The 25,621-nt window shown below is 62.5% G+C and carries 23 protein-coding genes and 1 pseudogene; 18 read left to right on the top strand and 6 right to left on the bottom strand.

Going from position 1 to position 25,621, the window contains the following annotated elements; translation table 11 throughout:
- Positions 1 to 140: 140 nt before the first annotated feature.
- The gene (gene alaS / locus HWY05_RS11830; RefSeq protein WP_176058486.1) at positions 141 to 2,765 is read left to right on the top strand and encodes an alanine--tRNA ligase; all 2,625 of its coding nucleotides are present in this window, start codon (positions 141 to 143) and stop codon (positions 2,763 to 2,765) included.
- A 91-nt stretch (positions 2,766 to 2,856) separates the two neighbouring features.
- Here the strand turns inward: alaS and HWY05_RS11825 are convergent, their stop codons facing one another.
- Complete coding sequence (locus HWY05_RS11825; protein WP_035547146.1) at positions 2,857 to 3,771, bottom strand: LysR substrate-binding domain-containing protein; 915 nt, start codon at positions 3,769 to 3,771, stop codon at positions 2,857 to 2,859.
- Between the two features lie 119 nt (positions 3,772 to 3,890).
- On the opposite strand from HWY05_RS11825, the gene HWY05_RS11820 reads away from it, so the two are divergent.
- From HWY05_RS11820 to HWY05_RS11760, 13 genes are all read left to right on the top strand, one after another.
- Positions 3,891 to 5,303: a YbfB/YjiJ family MFS transporter gene (locus HWY05_RS11820; RefSeq protein WP_244146596.1), complete on the top strand. Its 1,413-nt coding sequence runs from the start codon at positions 3,891 to 3,893 to the stop codon at positions 5,301 to 5,303.
- A 231-nt stretch (positions 5,304 to 5,534) separates the two neighbouring features.
- The gene (locus HWY05_RS11815; protein ID WP_035547143.1) at positions 5,535 to 6,566 is read left to right on the top strand and encodes a low specificity L-threonine aldolase; all 1,032 of its coding nucleotides are present in this window, start codon (positions 5,535 to 5,537) and stop codon (positions 6,564 to 6,566) included.
- Positions 6,567 to 6,694: 128 nt separating this feature from the next.
- Entirely contained in the window at positions 6,695 to 7,225 is a 531-nt protein-coding gene (locus HWY05_RS11810; protein WP_035547141.1) for an NUDIX domain-containing protein, read from the top strand.
- A gap of 148 nt (positions 7,226 to 7,373) precedes the next feature.
- Positions 7,374 to 7,823, top strand: coding sequence for a thioesterase family protein (locus tag HWY05_RS11805; RefSeq protein WP_176058485.1), 450 nt, complete (start codon positions 7,374 to 7,376; stop codon positions 7,821 to 7,823).
- A 4-nt stretch (positions 7,824 to 7,827) separates the two neighbouring features.
- Positions 7,828 to 8,766: a branched-chain amino acid ABC transporter permease gene (locus HWY05_RS11800; protein ID WP_176058484.1), complete on the top strand. Its 939-nt coding sequence runs from the start codon at positions 7,828 to 7,830 to the stop codon at positions 8,764 to 8,766.
- Entirely contained in the window at positions 8,759 to 10,018 is a 1,260-nt protein-coding gene (locus HWY05_RS11795; RefSeq protein ID WP_176058483.1) for a branched-chain amino acid ABC transporter permease, read from the top strand. The genes HWY05_RS11800 and HWY05_RS11795 overlap by 8 nt, the downstream gene beginning before the upstream one ends.
- Complete coding sequence (locus HWY05_RS11790; protein WP_035547076.1) at positions 10,015 to 10,785, top strand: ABC transporter ATP-binding protein; 771 nt, start codon at positions 10,015 to 10,017, stop codon at positions 10,783 to 10,785. The genes HWY05_RS11795 and HWY05_RS11790 overlap by 4 nt, the downstream gene beginning before the upstream one ends.
- Positions 10,782 to 11,495, top strand: a complete 714-nt coding sequence (locus HWY05_RS11785) for an ABC transporter ATP-binding protein (protein ID WP_176058482.1) — start codon at positions 10,782 to 10,784, stop codon at positions 11,493 to 11,495. Before HWY05_RS11790 ends, HWY05_RS11785 begins: the two co-directional genes overlap by 4 nt.
- Positions 11,496 to 11,532: 37 nt before the next feature.
- Positions 11,533 to 11,898, top strand: coding sequence for a hypothetical protein (locus HWY05_RS11780; protein ID WP_176058481.1), 366 nt, complete (start codon positions 11,533 to 11,535; stop codon positions 11,896 to 11,898).
- 112 nt (positions 11,899 to 12,010) lie between these two features.
- The gene (locus HWY05_RS11775) at positions 12,011 to 13,312 is read left to right on the top strand and encodes a TolC family protein (protein WP_176058480.1); all 1,302 of its coding nucleotides are present in this window, start codon (positions 12,011 to 12,013) and stop codon (positions 13,310 to 13,312) included.
- A 10-nt stretch (positions 13,313 to 13,322) separates the two neighbouring features.
- A complete protein-coding gene (locus HWY05_RS11770; RefSeq protein ID WP_176058479.1) occupies positions 13,323 to 14,642 on the top strand; it encodes an efflux RND transporter periplasmic adaptor subunit in 1,320 nt (439 codons plus the stop codon).
- Positions 14,639 to 17,857 (top strand): efflux RND transporter permease subunit, encoded by a 3,219-nt coding sequence (locus tag HWY05_RS11765; protein WP_176058478.1) that lies wholly within the window; start codon positions 14,639 to 14,641, stop codon positions 17,855 to 17,857. The genes HWY05_RS11770 and HWY05_RS11765 overlap by 4 nt, the downstream gene beginning before the upstream one ends.
- The gene (locus HWY05_RS11760) at positions 17,854 to 18,207 is read left to right on the top strand and encodes a copper-binding protein (protein ID WP_176058477.1); all 354 of its coding nucleotides are present in this window, start codon (positions 17,854 to 17,856) and stop codon (positions 18,205 to 18,207) included. The genes HWY05_RS11765 and HWY05_RS11760 overlap by 4 nt, the downstream gene beginning before the upstream one ends.
- Positions 18,208 to 18,287: 80 nt before the next feature.
- Here the strand turns inward: HWY05_RS11760 and HWY05_RS11755 are convergent, their stop codons facing one another.
- A complete protein-coding gene (locus tag HWY05_RS11755) occupies positions 18,288 to 19,226 on the bottom strand; it encodes a LysR family transcriptional regulator (protein ID WP_176058476.1) in 939 nt (312 codons plus the stop codon).
- Between the two features lie 132 nt (positions 19,227 to 19,358).
- Between HWY05_RS11755 and HWY05_RS11750 the strand changes: the two genes are divergently transcribed.
- Positions 19,359 to 19,862 carry a hypothetical protein gene (locus tag HWY05_RS11750; RefSeq protein ID WP_176058475.1) on the top strand — a complete coding sequence of 168 codons (504 nt, stop codon included), beginning with the start codon at positions 19,359 to 19,361 and terminating at the stop codon, positions 19,860 to 19,862.
- 38 nt (positions 19,863 to 19,900) lie between these two features.
- On the opposite strand, the gene HWY05_RS11745 is transcribed toward HWY05_RS11750, so the two are convergent.
- Positions 19,901 to 20,962 carry an NAD-dependent epimerase/dehydratase family protein gene (locus HWY05_RS11745; RefSeq protein ID WP_176058474.1) on the bottom strand — a complete coding sequence of 354 codons (1,062 nt, stop codon included), beginning with the start codon at positions 20,960 to 20,962 and terminating at the stop codon, positions 19,901 to 19,903.
- A gap of 105 nt (positions 20,963 to 21,067) precedes the next feature.
- Between HWY05_RS11745 and HWY05_RS11740 the strand changes: the two genes are divergently transcribed.
- Both HWY05_RS11740 and HWY05_RS11735 read left to right on the top strand, forming a co-directional pair.
- Positions 21,068 to 21,442, top strand: a complete 375-nt coding sequence (locus HWY05_RS11740) for a VOC family protein (RefSeq protein ID WP_176058473.1) — start codon at positions 21,068 to 21,070, stop codon at positions 21,440 to 21,442.
- Positions 21,443 to 21,854: 412 nt separating this feature from the next.
- Positions 21,855 to 22,406: a TonB C-terminal domain-containing protein gene (locus HWY05_RS11735; protein WP_035547062.1), complete on the top strand. Its 552-nt coding sequence runs from the start codon at positions 21,855 to 21,857 to the stop codon at positions 22,404 to 22,406.
- Positions 22,407 to 22,524: 118 nt separating this feature from the next.
- Here HWY05_RS11735 and HWY05_RS11730 read toward each other — a convergent pair whose 3' ends face one another.
- Complete coding sequence (locus HWY05_RS11730; protein ID WP_176058472.1) at positions 22,525 to 23,436, bottom strand: LysR family transcriptional regulator; 912 nt, start codon at positions 23,434 to 23,436, stop codon at positions 22,525 to 22,527.
- Between the two features lie 126 nt (positions 23,437 to 23,562).
- Here HWY05_RS11730 and HWY05_RS11725 point away from each other — a divergent pair, with 126 nt between their 5' ends.
- On the top strand, positions 23,563 to 24,552 hold the full coding sequence (locus HWY05_RS11725; protein WP_176058471.1) for a zinc-dependent alcohol dehydrogenase family protein: 990 nt from the start codon (positions 23,563 to 23,565) through the stop codon (positions 24,550 to 24,552).
- Between the two features lie 329 nt (positions 24,553 to 24,881).
- Here HWY05_RS11725 and HWY05_RS11720 read toward each other — a convergent pair whose 3' ends face one another.
- Both HWY05_RS11720 and HWY05_RS38270 read right to left on the bottom strand, forming a co-directional pair.
- Complete coding sequence (locus HWY05_RS11720) at positions 24,882 to 25,310, bottom strand: cupin domain-containing protein (protein ID WP_035547056.1); 429 nt, start codon at positions 25,308 to 25,310, stop codon at positions 24,882 to 24,884.
- A 62-nt stretch (positions 25,311 to 25,372) separates the two neighbouring features.
- Positions 25,373 to 25,492: pseudogene (locus tag HWY05_RS38270) on the bottom strand (aldo/keto reductase); the annotation flags it as partial.
- Positions 25,493 to 25,621: the final 129 nt, after the last annotated feature.

Genomic DNA, 25,621 nt, shown 5'->3' with positions numbered 1-25,621 from the left:
TCAAACCTGGCCGAACGGCTAACTGGCGGACAGGCCGTCGCGCACGGGCGCCGATCCCGTATAATCAGTCGTTTAAGAAACAGACACTTGGCGCATCCCACGATGCCGCCGGTCACAGCCAGGACCGTCCCCCGCACGCTATGAAAGCCGCCGAAATCCGCGAGAAATTCCTCAAGTTCTTCGAATCGAAGGGCCATACGATCGTTCGCTCGTCGAGCCTTGTGCCCGGCAACGACCCGACCCTGCTCTTCACCAATTCGGGAATGGTGCAGTTCAAAGACGTGTTCCTCGGCGCGGAATCGCGTCCGTATTCGCGCGCCACGACCTCGCAGCGCAGCGTGCGCGCCGGCGGCAAGCATAACGATCTGGAAAACGTCGGCTACACCGCGCGTCACCACACGTTCTTCGAAATGCTGGGCAACTTCTCGTTCGGCGACTACTTCAAGCGCGACGCGATCCATTACGCGTGGGAATTGCTGACGGGCGTCTACCAGTTGCCGAAAGACAAGCTGTGGGTCACCGTCTATCACGAAGACGACGAAGCGCACGACATCTGGGCGAAAGAAGTGGGCGTGCCGGTCGAGCGCATCATCCGCATCGGCGACAACAAGGGCGCGCGCTACGCGTCGGACAACTTCTGGCAAATGGCCGACGTCGGCCCGTGCGGCCCGTGCTCGGAAATCTTCTACGACCACGGCCCGGACGTGTGGGGTGGCCCGCCGGGATCGCCTGAAGAAGACGGCGACCGCTACATCGAGGTGTGGAACCTGGTGTTCATGCAGTTCAGCCGCGACGCGCAAGGCAACATGACGCCGCTGCCCAAGCAGTGCGTCGATACCGGCATGGGTCTGGAGCGGATTGCCGCCGTGCTGCAGCACGTGCACAGCAACTACGAGATCGACCTGTTCCAGGCGCTGATCAAAGCCGCCGGCCGCGAAACCGGCGTGACGGATCTGACCAACAACTCGCTGAAGGTGATCGCCGATCACATTCGCGCGTGTTCGTTCCTGATTGTCGACGGCGTGATTCCGGGCAACGAAGGTCGCGGCTACGTGCTGCGCCGCATCGTGCGCCGGGCGATTCGCCACGGCTACAAGCTGGGCAAGAAGGGTTCGTTCTTCCATCGCATGGTGCCGGACCTCGTCGCGCAAATGGGCGACGCGTATCCGGAATTGAAGGAAGCGGAACAACGCGTGACCGACGTGTTGCGTCAGGAAGAAGAGCGCTTCTTCGAGACCATCGAGAACGGCATGGCGATTCTCGAAAGCGCGTTGGCCGACCTCGAAGCGAAGGGCGGCAAGACGCTCGACGGCGAACTCGCGTTCAAGCTGCACGACACGTATGGCTTCCCGCTGGATCTGACGGCAGACGTCTGCCGCGAACGTGAAATCACGGTCGACGAAGCCTCCTTCGACGAAGCCATGGCGCGTCAGCGCGAACAGGCGCGCGCGGCGGGCAAGTTCAAGATGGCGCAAGGCCTCGAATACTCGGGCGCGAAGACCACGTTCCACGGTTACGAAGAAGTCGTTTTCGACGACGCGAAGGTGATCGCGTTGTATGTCGAGGGTGCGTCGGTGCAGGCAGTCGAACACGGTCAACAGGCTGTCGTCGTGCTCGACCACACGCCGTTCTACGCAGAGTCGGGCGGCCAGGTCGGCGACCAGGGCGTGCTGGCCAACGCTAGCGTGCGCTTCGCGGTAGCGGACACACTGAAAGTGCAGGCCGACGTGGTCGGTCATCACGGCACGCTCGAACAGGGCACGCTGAAGGTGGGCGACGTGGTGAAGGCGGAAATCGACGCGGTGCGTCGTGCCCGCACGGAACGCAATCACTCGGCCACGCACTTGATGCACAAGGCGCTGCGCGAAGTGCTCGGTTCGCACGTGCAGCAAAAGGGTTCGCTGGTCGACGCGGAGAAAACCCGTTTCGACTTCGCGCACAACGCGCCGATGACAGACGACCAGATCCGTCAGGTCGAAGCCATCGTCAACGCCGAAGTGCTGGCAAACGCGCCCGGCATCGTGCAGGTCATGCCGTACGACGACGCGGTGAAGGGCGGCGCGATGGCGCTGTTCGGCGAAAAGTACGGCGACGAGGTGCGCGTGCTTGATCTCGGCTTCTCGCGTGAATTGTGCGGCGGTACGCACGTGCATCGCACCGGCGACATCGGTTTCTTCAAGATCGTGATGGAAGGTGGCGTGGCGGCGGGTATCCGTCGCGTGGAAGCGATCACGGGCGACAACGCGGTGCGCTTCGTGCAGGATCTCGACGCGCGCATCAATGCGGCCGCGGCCGCGCTGAAGGCGCAGCCGTCGGAACTGACGCAGCGCATCACGCAGGTGCAGGATCAGGTGAAGTCGCTCGAGAAAGAGCTGAGCGCGCTGAAGTCGAAGATGGCGTCGAGCCAGGGCGACGAGCTGGCCGGTCAGGCGATCGAAATCGCCGGTGTGCACGTGCTCGCGGCCATGCTCGAAGGCGCGGACGTCAAGACGCTGCGCGAGACGGTCGACAAGCTGAAGGACAAGTTGAAGAGCGCGGCGATCGTGCTGGCATCCGTCGAAGGCGGCAAGGTCAGCCTGATTGCCGGCGTGACGGCTGACGCCAGCAAGAAGGTCAAGGCGGGCGAGTTGGTGAACTTTGTCGCGCAGCAAGTCGGCGGCAAGGGCGGCGGTCGGCCGGATATGGCCCAGGCCGGCGGTACTGAACCCGCGAACCTGCCTGTTGCATTGGCTGGCGTGAAGGGTTGGGTCGAAGCGCAGCTTTGATTCGGGTTTGATCGGGCCACGCAGCGCGCCGGAGCATCGGCGTGTTGCGTGGCCTAAGTTTTTTGTGCTGACGCTTCAGAGCGCACAAACATCAGGCCGCCGCCGAGGCAGCAGCAACCGCCGCGGATTCTACCTCTCCGTCCTTCGCCGTCAGCGTCTTCTTCAATGCATTGAGCGCGGAAGAAAAATGCCCGCGACGCCACACCAGCAGCGTCTCGATCGGCTCGATCTCCGGTAGCGGGTGAACCGCGATATTGCTGGAATCGGCCAGCAGGTCCAGCACCGACCGCGGCGCGACCGCCACGCCCGCACCGGCCGCCACGCACGCGACGATCGCGTGATAGGAGCCTAGCTCCAGCACTCGCGCCGGCCGCACACCGTGCTCCAGATACCACTTCTCGATGTACGCCCGGTAAGCGCAGCCGAGTTCGAACGCGACCAGCGTCGACAGCGCAATGTCCCGCACCTCCCGAATCTGCCGATGCTCACGCGGCGTCAGCATCACCAGTTCTTCGGTGAACACCGGCACCGTCTCGAACAACTCGCCGAGCGCGGCCGGATCGAGCGGCTCCGCGACCAGGGCCGCGTCCACCTCGAATTCACGCACGCGCTCGATCAGCTTGCCGGTGGTGCCGGTTTCGAGTTCCAGCGCGACATCGGGCCATTGCGTGTGATAGCGCGCGAGCAATCCGGGCAGGCGGGTGGCCGCGACGCTTTCCATCGTCCCCAAACGCAGACGCCCGCTCGGACGATCCTCCCGCACCGCGTGACGCGCCTCATCGGCGAGGGCGAGCAGGCGCTCCGCATAGGGCAGCAGCGTCTCGCCGGCCGGCGTCAGCACCAGGCGGCGGCCGTCGCGAATGAACAGGTCGGTGCCCAGTTGCTCTTCCAGTTGCTTGATGCGCGTGGTGACGTTCGATTGCACGCGATTGAGCTTGGCAGCGGCGCGCGTCACGCCGTTTTCTCGCACGACAGCCCGAAATATGGTCAAAGCGGCCAGATCCATGATCTCTCCTGGCGATGGGTGGTATCGTAATTATTCATTTTTAATGATTGAAAGGTCAAGCTAATATGCATTGAACCCAACCTGAAACGGTGACCGCGAACCGGTTGCCGTCTACCGCCATGCTCACGAACCAACTCGCCTCCGACACGGCCCACGACGCGCCAGACCGCGCCGCCGAAAACCATGCGGCCCGCCGCGCGGCGCTTGCCTGCATGGTGACGCTGGCCGTCGCGCTCGGCATCGGGCGGTTCGCGTTCACGCCTTTATTGCCGTTGATGCTCCACGGCAGCGCGTACGGGCAGCCGCAAATCGATATCCAGCATGGCGGGTGGCTGGCATCGTTTAACTACGCGGGCTATTTCGTGGGCGCGGTGGCGTGTGCAGCGCTGAGGCGGGTCGAGGCGGCCCGCATGGTGCGGGCGGGGCTCGTGCTGACCGTATTGTTGACGCTGGCGATGGGCGTCACGAGTCAGTTCTGGGTGTGGGCGGTGGTGCGCTTCATCGCCGGCGCGGTGAGTGCGTGGACGTTCGTTTTCGCTTCCCAATGGGGACTGCGGCGGCTTCATGAACTCGGCGCGCATGGGTGGGGCGGGGTGATCTATACGGGACCGGGCGTGGGCATCGCGGGGACCGGCTTGCTGGTCAGTGCCGCGGGCGGATTGGGACCCACCGTGGGATGGATCGGGTTCGGGTTGATTGCGGCGGTTTTGTCGGTGGTGGTGTGGTCGGTGTTTGGCGGCGCGTCGGATGGTGGGGCGGCGAATGCGGGTCCGCGGCAGGGCGCAGCGGCGGCGGACGCCGCAGCGGCACGTGCAGCAACAGCAGATGCGGCAACGGAACGTGTGGTAACAGAGGGCGCCGCGAGCCAACACGCCGCAACTCAGGCCGCCGCAACCCAACACGCGGCAGCCCAACGCCCCACAACCCAGCCCCTCACCACCCGCGTCCCGCACCGCGCCGACGCCTTCTGGCTCGTCCTCCTCTACGGCGTGCCAGGTTTCGGCTACATCATCACCGCGACGTTCCTGCCCGTGATCGCGCGCCACGCGCTGCCGGGCTCATCCTGGCCCGACCTGTTCTGGCCGATGTTCGGTTTGGCGCTGATCGTCGGTGCTTTGCTGGCGGCGCGTTTGCCGCTGCACTGGGACAACCGTACGTTGCTCGCGGGCTGTTACGTACTGCAGGCATGCGGTATCGCGCTCGGCATCGTATGGCCGACCGCCGGCGGTTTCTCGCTCGGTAGCATTCTGATCGGCCTGCCGTTCACCGCGATCACGCTGTTCGCGATGCGCGAAGCGCGGCACTTACGTGGTGACCATGCCGCCGGTCTGATGGGGTACGCGACAGCGGCGTACGGCATTGGGCAGATCATCGGCCCGCTGGTGGCCGCACCGATCGCCGAACACACCGGCTCGTTCTCATTAGCTTTGTGGTTGGCAGCGGGAGCCTTGTTGCTGGGCGCGGTCGGCCTGACCGCTGTGGCGCACTGGCCGCACGGCCGCAGTCGCATGCCCGATTGCGGATGCTCCTGATGGCATGACCGGGGCGGGGGAAAACACACTGCTCGCCTCCGCGCCCGGCCCACGGCGAACAAGCAGCCGGCTCCTGCGCACGGCCTCGCGACAACAGTCATCCCAACTCTCCCCACCCAACCACGCCACAACAGTCACCCGACCCGCCCCCCAAAGACCAAATCCCCCCAGCGCACTAAAATAACCGCTTCCCCGTCATCCCAACGCGCCTGTCGCCGGGCGCGTCTAGTCATGCAACATTTCGCGTCCGACAACTACGCCGGCATCTGCCCCGAAGCGCTCGACGCGCTGATCGCCGCCAACAACAGCGGCCACGAACCGGCCTACGGCGACGACTCCTGGACCAACCAGGTTTGCGACCGCATCCGCGAACTGTTTCAGACCGACTGCGAAGTGTTCTTCGTGTTCAACGGCACGGCGGCCAACTCGCTGGCGCTTGCGTCGCTGTGTCAGTCGTATCACTCGGTGATTTGCCACGAACTCGCGCACATCGAAACCGACGAATGCGGCGGCCCGGAATTCTTCTCGGGCGGCTCGAAACTGCTGACCGCGCCGGGCATCGGCGGCAAGCTCACACCGGACGCGATCGAGGCGGTCGTCACGCGCCGCGCCGATATCCATTACCCGAAGCCGAAGGTCGTCACGCTGACCCAGTCGACGGAAGTCGGCACGGTCTACAGCGTTGAGGAAGTGCGCGCGATTGCAGCGATCGCCAAGCGGCGTCATCTGAAAGTCCATATGGACGGCGCGCGTTTCGCGAACGCGGTGGCCGCGCTCGACGTGCATCCGTCGGAGATCACGTGGCGCGCGGGCGTCGACGTGCTGTGTTTCGGCGGCACCAAGAACGGCTTGCCGGTCGGCGAAGCGGTGGTGTTCTTCGACCGCGCGCTCGCCGACGATTTCGCTTATCGTCTGAAGCAGGCCGGCCAGCTGGCATCGAAGATGCGCTTTATCTCCGCGCCCTGGCTCGGCCTGCTCGATAACGACGTCTGGTTGCGCAACGCGCGCCATGCGAACGCGATGGCCGAATTACTGCAAACCCGGTTGCAGGAAATTCCCGGCGTGAGCATCATGTTTCCGCGAGAATCGAACGCGGTGTTCGCGCAGTTGCCCGCGAACGCCGCGAAGGCCATGCGCGCGCGCGGCTGGAAGTTCTACGAGTTCATCGGCGCGGGCGGTTGCCGGCTGATGTGCGCGTGGGACACACAACCGGAAACGGTCGAGCGTTTCACCGCCGAAGTGCGCGAGCTGTGCGCGACGTGAACGCGCGTGCCTGAGTGCCTGAGCGCTTTCCAGCCAGGCCGCACACGCCCCAGTCCGCACATGTCCGCCCACACCCGCAACACGTAAAACATAAACCGCTACAAAACAAACGAGACGTCCCTCACGCCATGACCGATTACCAATTTTGTCCGCGCTGCGCCACCCCGTTGACCGAGCGCGCCGACCCCGAACACGAAGGCGGGCGCATCCGCCAGACCTGTCCCGATGTGGCGTGCGGTTACGTCCACTGGAACAACCCGCTGCCGGTGGTGGCGGCGATCGTCGAGTACGAAGGCAAGATTCTGCTGGCGCGCAACGCCGCGTGGCCGGAGGGCATGTTCGCGCTGATCACCGGCTTCCTCGAAAACGGCGAGACGCCGGAAGAGGGCATCGCCCGTGAAGTGCTCGAAGAGACCTCGCTGCACGCGGAGACGGTGGAACTGATCGGCGTGTATGAATTCATCCGCAAGAACGAACTGATCATTGCGTATCACGTGAAGGCATACGGGACGGTCGCGCTGTCGCCGGAACTGCTCGAATACCGGCTGGTGGAACCGGCTAAATTGCGGCCGTGGCGAGCGGGCACCGGCCAGGCGCTCGGCGAATGGATGCGTCGGCGCGGCCTGCCGTTCGAGTTCGTCGAGAAGCCGGGACAGTGAGCCCCGGCGGCACGAAGCAGAGACGGGCTTCGGCCACCCTGTTCGGCGAGATCATTCAGAGCGCGCTGGCGGACCACCGCCACCGCGCGAATCCACGCAACGCCGCTGTCGATGCACCCAAAACACCGCCAACAACCTCCACGCCACGATGAACAAACCCGCCCCCGCCGCGCGCAGCGCCTACCCGCATTTCCTGCCGATCACCACACGCTGGATGGACAACGACGTCTACGGTCACGTGAACAACGTCGTCTATTACAGCTACTTCGACACCGTGGTGAACGAGTATCTGATCCGCGCGGGCGTGCTGGATTTCGAACACGGCGCGACGATCGGCCTCGTGGTCGAAACGCATTGCAACTACTTCGCGCCGCTGGTGTTTCCCGATCGCATCGACGCGGGCTTGCGGGTGGTGCGGCTCGGCACGTCGAGCGTGCGTTACGAAGTGGGGCTCTTCAAGGAGGGCGACGCTGAGCCCGCCGCGCAAGGTCACTTCGTGCATGTCTATGTGGATCGCGTCACGCGCCGTCCGGTGACGCTGCCCGCCGAATTGCGTGCGGCGCTCGAACCATTGAGCGTCGCGGCGCAGGCGGATTAGGCGCGTGCAATCGCTCGTCATCAATCTGCTCAACGGTGTCAGTTACGGCTTGCTGCTGTTCATGCTGTCGGCTGGTTTGACGCTGATTTTCAGCATGCTCGGCGTGCTGAACTTCGCGCACGCGAGCTTTTACATGCTCGGCGCTTATGTCGGCTTTTCGGTGGTGGCGCGTGCCGGATTCTGGAGCGCACTGGTGATCGCGCCGCTCGTCGTCGGTCTGATCGGCGCGGCGCTGGAGCGTTGGCTGTTGCGTCGCGTGCGTGGCCACGGCCATCTCGCGGAGTTGCTGCTGACCTTTGGCGCGGCTTATCTGCTCGGCGAACTGGTCAAGCTCGGCTGGGGCTTAAGCCCGCTTTCGGCGACGGTGCCGGCGGCGCTCGACGGTCCATTGTTCACCGTTTACGGCGCCGCGTTCGCGCGTTACCGGGCCTTCATGATGGTGGTGTCGCTGGCGATGCTCGCTGTGCTCTATGCCGTGTTGCGCGTGTCGAAAGCGGGGTTGATCGTGCGTGCCGCGCTGACGCACGTGAGCGCCGTCGAAGCACTCGGTCACAACGTGCCACGCGTGTTCACCGGCGTGTTCGCGGCCGGCACGGCGCTCGCCGCGTTGGCCGGCGTGATCGGCGCGCCGCTGTTCGTGATCGAACCGTCGATGGCGGAGTCTCTCGGCTCGATCGTGTTCGTGGTGGTCGTGATCGGCGGGTTGGGCTCGTTGAGCGGGGCGCTGGCGGCGTCGCTACTGGTGGGTTGCGTGCAGACTTTTGCGGTGGCGAGCGATGTGTCGTTGGGCGATGCGATGTCGGTGGTGGGCGCGTCGCTGCCGCCGCAGTGGGAAGCGCTGACGCTCGCGCAGCTTGCGCCGCTGATTCCGTATCTGCTGCTGGTCGCGATGCTGGCGCTGCGTCCGCGCGGGATGTTTGGACGGCGTGACGATCATGCGTGAAGCGCGGAAATCATGCCTCCGCGCGCTCACACCATGGCTGGCGCTCGTCCTCCTGCTAGCTGTCCCGCCATTCGTCTGGCCGCAAAGCTGGCTGCTCGCCTATCTCGCGCAGACCGCGACGATGATCGTGTTCGCGCTCTCCTACAACCTGCTACTCGGCGCAACAGGCTTGCTGTCGTTCGGTCACGCCGCGTATTCCGGCCTCGGCGCGTTGATCGCCGCGCAGGTGTTCAATGCGATGGGCGTGCCGCTCGTGCTGCTGCCGTTGATCGGCGGCATCGGCGGCGCGCTGTGCGGGGTGCTGTTCGGTTTCGTGTCGACGCGGCGCGCGGGCACGGCCTTCGCGATGATCACGCTCGGTCTCGGCGAACTCGTGGCAGCGGCCGCGTGGACGCTGCCCGACTGGTTCGGCGGCGAAGCGGGCGTGGCGATCGACCGTGCGAGCGGCCCATTGCTCGGAAGCTGGAGCTTCGGTCCGGCGCGCGAGGCGTACGCGCTGATCGCCGTCTGGTGTTGTCTGGCTTGCGCTGCGATGTTTGCGCTGTCGCGTACGCCGTTCATGCGGCTCGCTAACGCCGTGCGCGATAACCCGGCGCGTGCGGCGGCGATCGGCTGTTACCCGCGCCGCGTCCGTTATGGTGTGGTGGTGCTGTCCGCGTTTTTCGCGGGCATCGCGGGGACGTTGGGCCTGATCAACGTCGAACTGGTATCGACGGAAAGCGTCGGCATGCTGCGCTCGGGCGCGGTGCTGATTGCCACGGTGATCGGCGGGACGGCGGCGTTCTTCGGACCGGTAGCGGGCGCGATCGTGCTGACGTTTTTCAGCGTTGCGGTGGCGAGCGTCACGCGCGCGTGGCTGTTTTATCTGGGGCTGTTCTTTGTCGTGATCGTGGTGGTGTCGCCGGATGGTCTCGCCGGCTTCGCACAGCGACATACGACGAGAATTGCGGCGCACGGTTGGCGCGCGTGCCGCGCGGCTTACGCTTGGGGCACGGTTGCCGCGTTGCTGTGGATGGCGGCAATCGTGCTCGCGGTGCAATGGGCTTACGCGGTGCAATTCGGTGCGGATGACGGGGCGGTGTTGAACGTGGCGAGCTTGTCGTTGGAGGTGGTGTCGTCGCCGTTCCGGCTTGGCGTCGTGCTGTTGATGTTGGCCATGCCGGGAGCAATCGCGGCGCGTTACGCGATTCGCGCGCAGGCACGTCTCGCGATGCCCGCAACGGAGATGCAGACCCTGGGAGAGGCGCGATGATCCCCGCTCTCGCCCTCTACGGCGTGACCAAGCGCTTCGGCGCCACGCAAATTCTGCGCGGCGTCGACCTCGCGATTCAGCCCGGCGAACGTCACGCGCTAATCGGTCCGAACGGCGCGGGCAAGTCGACGCTCTTCAATCTGATCGCCGGCGGTGCGCGGCCGAACGCCGGACGCATCGATCTGTTCGGCGCGGAGATCACGCGACTCGCGCCGGCCGCGATCGCACGTCGCGGGCTCGCGCGCAGCTTCCAGACCACCAGTGTGTTCGCGCGGTTGAGCGTGTTCGACAACCTGCGCTGCGCGGCGCAACTTGCCGAACGCGATCGCACGCGCTGGTGGCAGCGCTTCACCGGCTCGTACACCGTCGACGCCCGTGCCGAACAGGTACTCGAAGCGGTCGGCCTGAGCGCTCATCGGCATGTGCAAGCCGGCACGCTTGGTTACGCGGGACAACGTGCGCTCGACCTCGGCATTGCGCTCGCGGGCGGCGCGCATACGTTGCTGCTCGACGAGCCGACCGCCGGCATGAACCGCGCGGAAGCCGCGCGCGCGATCGAGCTGATTCGCGAAACCACAGCCGGCCGCACGCTGCTGATGGTCGAGCACGACATGGACGCAGTGTTCGCTATCGCGGATCGTATTTCGGTGCTGGTGCAGGGACGTGTCATCGCGAGCGGTACACCAGCGGCCATTCGCGCGGACGCGGCGGTGCGGGCTGCTTATCTTGGCGACGGCACCCCCCTCACCAAAGGCCCCCGCGCATGACCGCCTTACTCGACATCCGCGGACTCAACGCGTGGTACGGCGCAAGCCAGGCGCTGCACGGCGTCACGTTGCGTATCGAGGCGGGCGAAGTACTCGCGCTGGTCGGCCGTAATGGCTCGGGCCGCTCGACGCTCGCCCGCGCGCTAATGGGCCTCGTGCGCAGCGAGGGCGAGGCCAGTTTCGCGGGCCACTCGCTCAAAGGCTTGCGCACCTTCGAAATCGCGCGTCTGGGACTCGGTTACGTACCGGAACATCGCGACGTCTTTCCCACGCTAAGCGTCCACGAGAACCTGCAACTCGGCGTAGCACCGCGCACGCGCAACCGCGCACCGCGTTTCACGTTCGACGACGCCTACGAACTCTTCCCCGTGCTTCGCGAACGTCGGCACACGCGTGCCGGTGCGCTGTCGGGCGGCGAGCAGCAGATGTTGACGCTGGCTCGCGCGCTGCTCGGCGATCCCGATCTGCTACTGATCGACGAACCCGGCGAAGGACTGGCGAGCCTCGTCATGGACCAGGTCGCCGCGTGTCTGCGCAGATTGCGCGAACGCGGCGTGGCCATGTTGCTGATCGAACAGCGGCTCGTGATCGCGCGCGATATCGCCAGCCGCGTCGCCGTGATGGGACATGGCGAGATCGTGTTCGATGCATCGCTCGATTCATTTCTGACGCGCGCCGATGTCATGCAGGAATGGCTCGGTGTGGGTTGAGCAATCAGATTGAAATGCCTGCGCTATACTCGCCGCAATGAAAATTCTGCGGACACTCCTCGTCTTGCTGCTGTGTGCCATGCTGCCCCTGAGTGGGCTGGCAGCTAGCGGCGCGGCTGGACAGTGCCCGATGGAATCCGCCATGAGCAGCAACGTCGCGGCCATGTCGACCGACATGCCCGGCTGCGACGTGATGAAATCCTCAACCAGCGAGCCGGGTAAGTCGAAGCTCTCGCTGTGCAAGGTCACTGCCCAGTGTCAAATGGGCAGCCTGTATCACCCCGTCTCTTCTCCCTCCGTGATTCGACCCGTCGGGTCGTTCGTCCCCGTCAGCTTCCACTACGCACCGTCGTTCTCCTTCCGCGCGCCGGATGGCCTCTGGCGTCCCCCGCAGTCCCTCTAACTCCATCGCTCTGGTTTACCGCTTTCACGCGGTGATGTCGTCCTCTTTCAGGACGTGAGTCCGTGTGTCCGCTCGCGCGGCCCTACGTGGCTCGACCATTCGAGGTTAGAACATGCTTTCCATCATCGGCACGCCGGCATTCCGGCGCGCCTCGGCTCGCTCATGGGCCGTCCTTGTTGCGTTCGGGCTGTTGGCGGGTCGCGCGGCGCACGCCCAGAACACGGGGTTGACGCTGGACGAGGCACTGCAAATTGCCACCAGTCGTTCGTCCTCGATTCAGGCTGCGCAAGCCTCGGTTCGCGGCAGTTCGGACGTGGTCGTCAAAGCCGGCCAACTGCCCAATCCCACGCTGAATCTCGGGGTCCAGGAACTGCCTGTCAGCGGACCCAATGCCTACACCCTCGGGCAGGACAATTTCACGATGCTGGGTGTCGGCGTTCAGCAGGAATGGGTCTCGCCTGCCAGGCGCCGTCTGCAGACAACGCTGGCCAGTCGCGCGGTGGAGCGCGATCAATCGACGTACCTCGAAAAGGTCGCCGAGGTTCGTCGACAAACGGCCATGGCCTGGCTTGGCGCGATCTACGCAAAGCAGGCCGTCGCCCTGAACCTGGCGCTGGTGGACCATTTGAGCCAGGAACTTGGCGCAAGGCAAGCGTCCTACCGTGGCGCGAAAGGGACGGCAGCCGATGTCGCTCAGGCCAGCCTGACGCTCGGCAATGCGCGCGACGAACTGATCAACGCGCGGCAGGACGAGAAGACCGCGTTGATTGCGTTGTCGCGCTGGACAGCGGCAGGCAATGTGCTCGACGTTTCCGGGAGCCCGCCGGCACCTGAATCACAAGTATCCAGTTTGAGCGACGAGCAACTCGCTCAGGTTCAGCCTGCGTTGATTGCGGCACGCGCGGCCATCGCGCTGGCCGACGCGGACACCGACGTCGCGCGAAGCAACAGGAATCCGAACTGGACCTGGGGACTGACCTACTTCAAAAGTGGCGGCAGATTTCCGGACTACGTGTCGGTAGGGGTATCCATTCCGTTGCCGATTCACCGTGGCAATGTCGAAGATCGTGACGTCGGGCAGAAGTCCGAGATGGGTACGCAAGCGCGGCTCACTTACGAAGACACCGAGCGGCAGGTCGTCGCCGATATCCAGAGTCTGACCGCGAAACTCGCCAGTGGCCGCGAACGTCTGGCCAATGCGAAGCAGGCCGTTCTTCCCGCCGCCGAACAGAAAGTGCAACTGGCCAATGCCGCTTACCGGTCGGGCGCCGGCACGCTCGCCGATGCGCTGGACGCGCGACACACACAGCTCGAAGCGGACCTTCAGGTGTTGAACCTTGAACGCGACGTTTCCCTCGTCTGGGCGCAACTGGAATACCAGGTGTTGCCGCCCGATCTGACCTCCGGCCAGTAAAGAGAACACCATGAACCAGAAACTGATCGTACGCGCCATGGCGGCCGTGTTCATTGCCGCCGCGCTGTCGGGCGCCGGTTACGTGATCGGCGTCCATCGCGCAGCAACCGATGCGGCCATGGCATCTGCCGTGGCCGCCACGCCGTCCGTAGCTGACGGCAAGATCGACCCGAAGACCGGCCGCAAGGTGCTCTATTGGCACGATCCGATGGTGCCTAAGCAGCACTTCGACAAGCCCGGTAAATCGCCCTTTATGGACATGCAGCTTCAGCCCGTTTTCGCGGACGAGGGCGGAGGCGGAGCCGGTGCCGGTGCCGGTATCAAAGTCGACTCCACGCTTCAACAGAACCTCGGCATCCGATACGCGACGGTGATCCGGCGCGACACCGCCGCAGGTTTCGATGCGATCGGCACCACCCAGTTCGACGAATCGATTGCGGATGTCGTCCAGTCGCGGGTGACTGGCTACATCGATCATCTGTACGCAAGCGCTCCAATGCAACGTGTGGCGAAAGGGGCGCCGATTGCGTCGCTGTTCGTTCCCGACTGGCTGGCGCCTCAGGAAGAGTACCTGGCGCTCAAGCGTGGAGGCATGGATGCAGGCCTGCTTGCCGCCGCACGAGCGCGCATGCAGGCGCTGTCGATTCCGGACGGCTTCATTGCGCGCCTCGACCAAAGCGGCAAGGCGCAGACCCACGTCACGCTGTTCTCGCAGCAAGCCGGCGTGCTGAGCGAACTGAATGTTCGCGATGGCGCGATGGTGTCGCCGGGACAAACGCTGGCCAAGGTCTCCGGGTTGTCGAGGTTATGGCTGATCGTTGAGATTCCCGAGTCGCTCGCGTTGCAGGTCCAGCCCGGCATGAAAGTCGACGCGACCTTCGCCGCCGACGCTTCGCGGCACTTCAGCGGCCACATCCGCGAAATTTTGCCCGGCATCCGTCCGGACAGCCGGACGCTGCAGGCACGGCTCGACATCGATAACGCCAATCTGAGGCTGACTCCGGGGATGTTGCTGCGCGCGCATGTTAGCGGCGCGAAACCGGTCTCGCGGCTGCTGGTGCCGTCCGAGGCGATCATCACGACCGGCAAGCGCTCGATCGTGATCGTCAGGAATGACGACGGCCGGCTGCGGCCCGTCGAGATCACGGTCGGCAACGACAGCGGCGACAGCACCGAAGTGACCCGCGGGTTGACCGAAGGTCAGCAGGTCGTTGCGTCGGGGCAGTTCCTGATCGATTCGGAAGCGAGTCTGACGTCCGTGCTGCCGAAACTCGACGGCAACGCGGGACCTGCGGCGCTGCCCGTCGAACCGGACGGAGGCGCGCAATGATTGCACGCCTCATTCGCTGGTCGATTCATAACCGCTTCCTCGTGCTGCTTGCGACGGTGCTCGTCGCCGCGTGGGGCATTTTCTCGCTGACGCAGACACCGCTCGACGCGTTGCCGGATCTGTCCGACACGCAAGTCATCATCAAGGCGTCGTATCCCGGCAAGGCGCCGCAGGTGGTCGAAGATCAGGTCACGTATCCGCTCACCACGACCTTGCTGGGCGTGCCGGGCGCCACCACGATCCGCGCGTATTCGTCGTTCGGCGATGCGTTCGTGTACGTGCTGTTCGACGACCGGACCGATCAGTACTGGGCTCGCTCGCGCGTGCTCGAATACCTGAATCAGGTGCAGAGCCGATTGCCCGCGGGCGCGACGATTTCACTCGGGCCCGATGCCACGGGAGTGGGCTGGGTCTACGAATACGCACTCGTGGACCGCACGGGCAAACACGACCTTGGACAACTCCGGGCGCTGAACGACTGGTTCCTGAAGTTCGAACTGAAATCGGTGCCCGACGTGTCGGAAGTGGCGAGCATCGGCGGCATGGTTCGGCAATACCAGGTCGTGCTCGATCCGGACAAACTGCGCGCCTACGGCATCACGCAGGACAGCGTCGCCGCGGCGCTCGGCAAGGCGAATCAGGAGTCGGGCGGGTCGGTGGTCGAGTTGGGCGAATCCGAGTACATGGTCAGGTCATCGGGGTATCTGCGTTCGCTCGACGATTTCCGCCACGTCGTGCTGCGCACGAACGGCAACGGGACGCCGGTATTGCTTGGCGACGTCGCCCGCATTCAGATCGGACCGGCAATGCGCCGAGGGATTGCCGAACTGAATGGCGAAGGCGAAGTGGCGGGCGGCGTGATCGTCATGCGTTCGGGGAAGAACGCGCTGACCACCATCCAGGCGGTCAAGACGAAGCTCGCCGAGCTGAAAAAATCCCTGCCGCCGGGCGTCGAGGTCGTGACGACTTACGACCGCTCGCAGCTCATCGAACGCGCCGTCGACAACCTCAAGGACAAGCTCATCGAGGAGTTCGTCATCGTCGGACTGGTGTGCGCGGTGTTTCTGTTTCACCTGCGTAGCGCGTTAGTCGCGATCCTGTCGTTGCCGCTCGGGGTGCTGGCCGCGTTTATCGTGATGCGCTACCAGGGCGTCAACGCGAACCTGATGTCGTTGGGCGGCATTGCAATCGCGATCGGCGCGATGATCGATGCCGCCATTGTGATGATCGAAAATGCCCACAAGCATCTGGAAGCCTACGATCACCGGCATCCCGATACGCCGATCACGACTAGCGAGCGTTGGGAGCTGATCGCTCAATCCGCGGCCGAGGTCGGCCCGGCGCTGTTCTTTTCGCTGCTGATCATCACGCTGTCGTTTATTCCGGTGTTCTCGCTCGAAGGTCAGGAAGGCAAACTGTTCGCGCCGCTGGCGTTCACGAAAACCTACACGATCGCCGCTGCAGCCGGTCTATCCGTGACGCTCGTGCCGGTGTTGATGGGCTACCTGATTCGTGGCCGGATTCCGCGCGAGAACGCCAATCCGATCAACCGTGTGTTGATCCGGCTATACCGTCCAATGCTCGAAGCAACGCTGCGGCGTCCGTGGGCCGCGATCGGACTGGCGGTGGTCGCGCTTGCGCTGACGCTGGTGCCTTTGTCGCGGCTCGGTGGTGAATTCATGCCGCCGCTCGACGAAGGCGATCTGCTCTATATGCCGACCGCGCTGCCCGGCATCTCGGCGGACAAGGCTGCCGAATTGCTGCAGCAAACCGACCGCCTCATCAAGACCGTTCCGGAAGTGAAAACGGTATTCGGCAAATCGGGCCGCGCCGATACCGCAACCGACCCCGCGCCGTTCGAGATGTTCGAGACCACGATCCAGTTCAAACCACGCAGCGAATGGCGTCCGGGCATGACACCTCAGAAACTGGTCGATGAACTCGATGCCCGCGTGAAGATTCCCGGCTTGTCGAACGTTTGGGTGCCGCCGATCCGCAATCGACTCGACATGCTGTCGACCGGCATCAAGACGCCGGTCGGCGTGAAGATCTCCGGCCCGGACCTCGGCCAGATCGACAGGATCGCGACGCAGGTCGAGTCTGTTCTGAAGAACGTTCCGGGTGTGACGTCGGCATTGGCGGAACGACTGAATGGCGGCCATTACATCGACGTCGATATCGATCGGCTGGCGGCCGCGCGCTATGGCTTGTCGGTGGCCGACATCCAGTCGGTCGTGTCGACGGCGGTGGGCGGCGATAACGTCGGCGAGGTGATCGCGGGGCGCGAGCGTTTTCCGATCAACATTCGCTATCCCCGCGAGATCCGCAACTCGGTCGACAAGCTGCGCCAGTTGCCGATCGTCACGGACGGCGGTGCGCAGATCACGCTGGGCGACATCGGCACGATCAGAATCGCCGATGGTCCGCCGATGATCCGCAGCGAGAACGCGCGCTTATCGGGCTATGTGTACGTCGACATTCGCGATACCGACTTGCAAACGGCAGTGAAAGCGATGCAGGCGGCGGTTGCGCGGAACGTCGTGCTGCCGCCGGGTTATTCGATCGCGTGGTCGGGGCAGTTCGAATATCTGGAACGTGCGGAGGCCAAATTGCGCACCGTGATTCCGGTGACGCTCGTCGTTATTTTCGTGCTGCTGTTCCTGACGTTCAACTCGGCGGCTGATGCGCTGCTGCTGATGTCGACGGTGCCCTTTGCACTGGTCGGCGGATTCTGGTTGATCTGGATGCTCGGGCACGCCGTGTCCGTTGCCACGGCGGTGGGATTTATCGCGTTGTCGGGAGTGGCAGCCGAGTTCGGCGTCGTGATGCTTCTCTATCTGAAAGCGGCGCTCAACGAGCGACTCGCGAGAGGGGAGCCGTTCACCGAAGCGACGCTCGTCGATGCTATCCGCGAAGGCGCTGTGCTGCGCGTGAGACCCAAGGCGATGACGGTCGCGGTCGTTCTCGCAGGGCTTGTCCCGATCATGCTGGACCATGGATCGGGTTCAGAAGTCATGCAGCGTATCGCCGCACCGATGGTGGGCGGCATGGTGACCGCGCCGCTCCTGTCCATGCTCATCATTCCGGCCGCCTGGTTGCTGGTGCAACGCCGCCGCGTTGCGCGCATGAAACTCGACGCGCAAGCAACGCTTCAACCTCACGCAGTACCCACCGGCACGCTCGTGCCGCAAACTCACTCTGGAGAAAACCAATGAAGAAGTTGATCACCTTGACGGCTGCGCTCTGCACGGGGATGACGCTCGCCGGCGCCGCACTGGCGGCAGACGACATGGCCGGCATGAAGATGAGCGGCGGCGCTATGGATGCCGCGGCGCCGGCTAACGCCGCGCTCACCGATGCGGTCGTAAAAAAAGTGAATCCGTCGACGGGCATGGTGACCCTTCAGCATGGCGATCTGAAGAACATCGGGATGTCGGCGATGACGATGGCTTATAAGGCTAAGGATGCGTCGATGGTGAGTCAGATCAAGGAGGGCGAGAAGGTCAAGGTTCGCGTTGAAGAGGTCGATGGAACGTTGACCATCGTGAAGTTGCTGAAACAGTAGCGTTCGGTTGATTGCGCAGCGATGCGTCGGTTGCCGCTAACGCATCGCTGTTTCAGCACTCATGCCGAAGGTGCCCGCAGTCATCGTTTCCCCGGCACTTTGCTCTGAGCTGCCGGGCGGCGCTTCACATGATCGATGAACGCGCGCAGCTTCGGCATGATCTGCCGCCGGTTTGGATAGTAGAGAAACACGCCCGGTATCACCGGCGCGAATTGCTCCAGCACGTGCACCAGTTGTCCCGCTCGCAATCTTTGGGCGGCCATCGGTTCAGGAACCTGGGCCAGGCCCATACCTTCGATCGCGCCACCCAGCATGGTCGAAAAATCGTTGGCGATGAGCGGGCCGGACACGGCGATCTCGATCGTCTGGCCGTTGTCGTTGAACGACCAGAGCGCGAGTGCGCCGCTGGATCGCCGCCACCGCAAGCAGGCGTGCTGGCGCAGATCGTCCGTGTGTTCCGGCGGGCTGTGCGCGGCGAAGTAATCCGGGCTGCCGACGACGATAAGACGAAGCGGCGGCGTCAACGGTACGGCGACCATGTCGGCATCGACGAACTGACCCATGCGTATACCGGCGTCGAATCCTTCCGCTGCGAGATCGACCAGTTCCTTGCTGGCGGAAATTTCCACTTCGACCTCGGGATACGCCTGGCAGAAAGAGGCGATCAGCGGTTCGAGCAGGATGGGCAACACCGCGCGCGGCACGGAAAGCCGCAACAGTCCGGTGGGGCGCTGGCCGAACCCGCGCGCCACCTCGCTCGCGGCGACAAGCTCTTCGAAAGCCGGCTTGGCGTGCGCCAAAAACCGCTCGCCGGCTTCGGTCAGGCCGACACTGCGCGTGGTGCGAATGAAGAGCGCTGCGCCGATGCGCGCCTCGAGAACACGCACCGTCTGGCTGACGGCCGACGGCGTCACCCCGAGTTCCGCGGCGGCCCGGCGAAAGCTGCGATGCTGGGCGACGCTCAGGAACACCTCCACACCGTCGAGCGCGCCTTGTCTGACTGTGAAGTTCTGCTTCATAGCCCGTCAACATTGTGGTGAATAGTCGGTCGAGAGAGGCCATGGTACACCTACGTCTGCGGATGAGAAGTCGTGCCGGCCGGTCTCTTTCGTGTCCCTCAACGCGCCGGATAACACCTGACAGGAGGCTTCATGCCACCGGAACCGATCTTCCCGTTGCATCTCGCGCTGGGGTATGTCGCCGGGCTGCTTAGCTTCCGCGCGTATGTCTGGCCCAGGCTTAAAACGATGGATGCGTTCGATGCGCATCGCGCTATCGCTACGTTCCATAGTTTTCGTTTTTTTGGGCTGGCGTTTATTTTGCCGGGCGTTGTCGGTCCGCATCTGCCTGCGAGTTTCGCCGTGTCTGCTGCGTATGGTGACTTCGCGACGGGCTTGCTGGCGATGCTGGCGTTATTGACGGTACGTAGACCTGCGCTGTTCTGGTTGTTTGTCGTGGCGTTTAATGTTGTTGGGGTGACGGATCTCGTCCTCGACTATTACCGCGCGATTCAGGCGGGGCTTCCGGCGCACGCGGGGGAGTTGGGTGCGATGTACGTGATTCCGGTTATCTATGTGCCTTTCTTAATGATCACGCATGTCGCTGCGTTCTGTTTGCTGCTGCGGTCGCAGCCGAAGGTGGTGCGGAGTTTTTGAGGTTGGTTTGGGGCGGGAGCTTTGTGAAGGCCGTGAGCTTAAAAACCATCGAAGCGCGCAAGCGTTGCTTGTTCCTTCTCTGAACTTAAAGTCCGAACCAGCAGCGTCGATTGTCTAATCTCGACAGTAGTGCGGCTCCAGGCCTGTACATCCTTGACCGTTTGTGAGAGTGGCCGGAATTCGAGCCCGTGCTCTCTCGCGCGGCGATTGTCGGCGAGGAAAATGCCGCCAGCTTCAATATCGTTTTCAGCGACCCAGAGAGGCAGTTCGGTCCATCCTTCGATACCTGCCGCCAGCACCTGCTCGTCCGTGAGCCAATCAAGCCGCGCGCCGCTCTGCGACGCATCGAGACACTCGTCAAGGAACTGCCCCATGGTCAACGTCGATTGTGGACCGACCGCATTGAAAACCGCATTCACCCGATCTTCCGCCATGAGTACGGACCATTCAGCAAGGTCTCGCACGTCGATGAACTGAATGGGACGATCACGACGTCCCGGAGCAAGCACACGGCCGCCCGCGTCGACGCGACGAATCCAGTAGGTGAATCTTCCCGTCGGGTCATGCGGACCAACAATTAAACCTGGCCTTAGAATCGCGACGCGCCCCGGCATGGCAGACTGAATCGCGGCTTCCGTTCTCGCTTTCAGCGCGCCGTAGTCTTGACTACCGGGAAGCAAGTCGGCGTCTTCGTCATATCGTATGCCGGGCGGAAAGCCTCGATATGCGGAAATGCTGGAGATAAACGTGTAGTGCTTCGGGAGAACCCCGAGAGCAGAAAGTACGAGATCGATCTGCTTCGGGTTATAGGCGGACGGATCTATCACTGCGTCAAACTCGCGGCCGCGCAGAGTAGACAGGTTCGAATTCCTGTCTCCGACAAGGCGTTCGATCTCGGGGAACAGCGATGGGTTTTCTCGACCCCGGTTGAAGATCGTGACGACATGTCCGCGCCTTAGAGCCGCTTCGACGATGTGACGGCCAAGAAATAGCGTGCCGCCCATCACAAGAATTCGCATAGGGATTTCAATATCCGATTCGACGATGCGAAAACTTAACACACCGGACGTCGACGGGCTCTCGCATCGTATGGAATTCATACCCGGATTGGTACCGGTGGTTACGCGTGACTACGTGTGGCAACATCGCCATGATTTTCCAATCGCGTCAGGCCTCGCGCGGGCGCCCACACTTCTGGAGCACTCATGTTCGACCACGTTAAATTCGGCGTCAGCGACTATGCAGCGAGCAAAGCGTTCTTCGTCAAGGCACTCGGACCGATTGGCGTAGTGGTTGTCTCGGAGGGGGTGCCGACTTATGGTGTCGAGCTTAGTTCGCCGGACAAGGCTTCTTTGTGCCTGTTTCAGACTGAAGAGAAACCGGCGCATCTACATCTGGCGTTCACGGCCGACAATCGCCAGCAAGTCGATGCTTTCTATCGCGAGGCTCTGGAGGCTGGTGGCCAAGATAATGGCGCGCCCGGTCTGCGTCCGCGCTACCACGCGAACTACTATGCGGCTTTTGTTATTGGTCCGGATGGGCACAATATTGAAGTGGTTTGCCATCAGACCGAGGGCTGAGGTTTTTGCCGGGCGGAGTGGGGTGGTGGTCAGTCGGCGTGGGTTGGTCAAACGCAGGCATTCGACAACCCCTCCTGGCTGACTAACAATGACTTCGTACTTCGAGCGTCAGCATTTCGCTAACTGAGCTATTGCTGTGCTTTACATTGGTCGATGAAATTCGCGATCACGCGCGTGACTTCTTCCGGCCGTTCAAGGCTCGGCAAATGGGCGGTACCTGCTATCTGGTGAAACGTCGCACGAGTGTTGATCCGGCTCGTTATTCCCGTTGGGGTGGTGAGCGGTCTTGCTTGCTGGCTGTTCCTCTATATCACTTGGTCGCGTGAAGCCTCATAAACGACGTTCGACACCGTAGCCAAGATCGATGACAATCGGAGGCGGGTCGTTTTGTATTAACGCACTGAATTCGAACATGAAAAAGAAGAACTGGAAACTCGCTGCCTGCTTCTACGTGTTTGCTCAGCTAACGGGGTGCGCAAACGATATTGCACAGACTACAAGCAATGTGCCGACGATACCCCTCGAGCAAGTAATTAACCATTGCTTGGCGAGCCTTGCTCCGCAAGGAGGGCCGATGCCTACGCAAAACAACCTCACCGCATCGCAATGGATCGGCTATGTCACTTGCGCCATGAGTAGCAATTTGCGAGTCGACATCGATCAGGTTCACGAGAACCCGGAGGCAACTGTCGAGATCCTTATAAACAATGATGGGTCTATCAACTCCGTGAAGCGCTTGCGGACCAGTGGCAGTGAAGCTTGGGATCGTGCTGTCGACATATCGATCCGAGCTGCACCTCCTCTGGCGCCAGCGCCTACTGAACGCCATTTTTCGAAGTTGGACCTGATTTTCACGCCATTTTCACAGGGCGGCGGGATGAGTCGGGGCGCAACTCTGACGGGGCAAAGTCATTGGTCGATGCACCAGTGCACGTCGACCGGCGGTGCCGTAGCATGCAATTAGCATCTGTGTTTATCGAGTATGAGTGGCTGCTTTCTGGAATTACAGATGACCGTTCAGGGTCGGGTGCTGCCGATCGCTGAAATGCGGAGTTCGGCCATTGACGGACGTAGCGATGCAGTCAAGCGCGGAATACCGCCGCCTCGGCCGTTGCAAGCGTCTCCAGTTCCTCGACAGTCACCTGAACTTTCGGTTGGAGATGCCGAGTTTTCTGCCAGATGACGTGAATCGGCATCGTGGCCGAAAGTTCAGGAAGAACCTCGCGCAGTTGTCCCGTCGCCAACGCTTCCATAGACAACCAGCCAGGAAGTTGAGCCAGCCCACATCCCGCGATAGACGCCATAAGGAGCGTGTCGCCGTCTGTCAATTCATGACGTGCGCGCACATCCCTATACGCAGTCTTACCTCCATTGTCCGCAATCAGCCAGCCCGGCTGGCCGAATCGCTGCCACCCAACGAGGCAATCATGTTTTGAAAGGTCGTCGATGGACTCCGGCATGCCATGCCGTTCAAGGTAAGCGGGCGCGGCGCAGATCGTCATACGTTGATGGCCAAGCTTGCGCGCCACCAGGTCAGTAAAGTCATCGAGCAAGCCGATCCGGACTGCGAGGTCGACACCCTCACCTACCAGGTCGATTGGGCGGTCTTGAAGTGATATAGACAGATCCAGACGCGGATACCGTTGCGCCATACGAAGAAGAGCCGGAGCGATGTGGCGTCGGCCAAAGGTGGTTGGCAGATCGACGCGCATGCGTCCGATAGGCTGCTGACGGCCGGTGGCGAGTAGTGCCTCGGCTTCATGGAGTTCAGCGAGCACGCGACGACACGTCGCAAGGAAAGTCTCGCCCGCAGTAGTCATATCGATACGTCGCGTGGTCCGGTGCAGAAGCTGCACTCCAAGGCGCTTTTCCAGCCGCGAGATACTCTTGCCGACTGCCGATCCGGTTACGCCAAGCTCTTCCGCTGCAGCCGAGAAACTCCCGGAGTCGATCGCTGTAACGAATTCGCGTATGCCGTCGAAATTTTCATTCATCGCGGGATTGTGGAATTCAGGGATGGAATGTCTGGAATCATAGCCGCTTACTGGAATCGATGGATATGCCTAGACTTGTTGTACGGGCGCGATGTTGGTCGCCGTCACAATTCAAGAGGTAGCGAAATGTCGAAAGTAGTTCGTTTTCACCGCGTCGGCGGTCCCGAAGTTCTGCAAATTGAAGATATCGATGTCCCAGCACCCGGAGCGGGCGAAGTCCAGATTAAAGTAAAAGCGCTTGGAATCAATCGCGCTGAAGTGATGTATCGAAGCGGCCAGTACGTAATCGAGCCGAGTTTCCCAGCCATGCTGGGCTATGAAGCCGCCGGGGTAGTTGCCGCAGTCGGCGACGGTGTCACAGGGTTCGCGTCGGGTGATCGCGTTGGCATCATCCCGGCGTTTTCTTTCGCCGACTACGGCATGTACGGTGAAGTGGTCAATGCGCCGGTCTCTGCGGTCGTTAAAACACCCGACAATGTATCGTTTGAAGAAGCCGCAGCGACGTGGATGGCGTTCACCACGGCCTATGGCGCGCTCATCAATCTCGGCGGACTGAAGGCCGGCGAAACCGTTGTCATCGGCGCAGCGACTAGCAGTGTCGGGATGGCCGCGATACAGATCGCGAATTTTGTGAAGGCGACGCCTGTTGCCTTGACGCGTAGCCTTGCGAAAAAGGACCCGTTGCTGCGAGGAGGCGCGGCGCACGTTTTTGTCGGGGACGATGCCGGATTGCGTCAGCAACTGCTTGATGTGACGGACGGAAAGGGCGTGAACATGGTTTTCGATCCGGTCGGTGGTCCGCACGCGAGGAGCCTTCTACAAGCCCTCGGCCACGATGGAACGTTTTTCCAGTACGGCGCACTCGACGCGCGGGATATCCCGCTACCCGTCATGGATATTCTCGGAAAACACCTCACGGTACGCGGCTACGAACTTTTCGAGATAACGACCAGCCCGCATCGGTTGGAGGAAGCGAAGACGTTCATCACTCAAGGCTTGTCGACAGGCGAGCTACGGCCAACGATCGACCGCACTTTTAGCTTCGATCAGATTGCCGAAGCGCATCGATATATGGAAGCCGGGAACCAGGTCGGAAAGATTGTGGTGACGATCTAGAACGAAGAGCAGTGCTACGCCGCTGCTCTGTGAGACCGCCTTGCCTCTCAAAGCCGCCCGATAGATGACCCGGTGTGTCCCCGACGGGTCGATCCGAGCCGGTCACCAGGGGACCGGGGTCAGCCACAAGCGGTCGGACGTCGTCGAAATTCGAACGACCGGTTTCAGAGAAGAATTAGACTCTCAGGGCAGACGCTGGAGTCGGCATTGAGCGTGCCCTTCATCGCTTTCGCCGAAAGCGCACATCGACGGTACAGATGCATTGCGCGGCGCCCTTTGATTGACCTCCAGTCCCTCGCGAGAAGTATAAGTCGAGGCCCGGAGCGCCGTTATTCGATGACGAGCGGCCCCGCCTGATATTGCTCATCGGTCACCGGCTCCATCCATTCAACATTCTTGCCATCGAGCAATTCGGTAAGCGCGAGATGCGACATTGCCGTGGTGGCAGCTGCTCCGTGCCAGTGCCGCTTGCCGCACGAGCACGAGACAATGTCACCGGCGCGGATTTCCGTTCGGGGGCCGCCTTCGCATTGGGTCCAGCCTACGCCATTGAGAACGACGAGAGTTTGCCCGAGCGGATGCGTATGCCAGTTAGTGCGTGCACCGGGTTCGAACGTCACGATGCCGCCGCCGAGACGCGCCGGTTCCTCAGCCTGGAAAAGGCTATCTATACGAACGGAACCGGTGAACCAGCTTTCAGGGCCCTTGATTGACGGCTTAGTGCCGTTGCGAACGATGGTCTGAGCTTCTTTGGTCATTATCCTGCTCTTTCAGGTTATAGGGTGCCTGGGTCTCCTTTGAGAGCCAGGCAGACTGCATGTCAGAGGCCGAGTTTTCGTTCGCTCATCCATTTCACGATCGCCGGATCGCGATGGGAGAAGAAGCTGCTCTTGCCAGTTTCCAATGTGGTGATGAATTGCATGTCTTCTTCGGACAGCTCGCAGTGTCGATGGTGCTGGGGATCCGCTCAAATCTGGCGTCGCAAGGTTGACGGCGGCGTTGCAAACGCGTATGCGCGCGACGAGATGAGGGGTAGGTGGTCCTGGGGATACTGGAGTAAATGGCAAGG

The organism is Paraburkholderia sp. BCC1876 (genome assembly GCF_902833695.1).
GTDB lineage: Bacteria > Pseudomonadota > Gammaproteobacteria > Burkholderiales > Burkholderiaceae > Paraburkholderia.
Note: the sequence above shows the minus strand (reverse complement) of the source record. Positions and strands in the feature narration are given on the sequence as shown.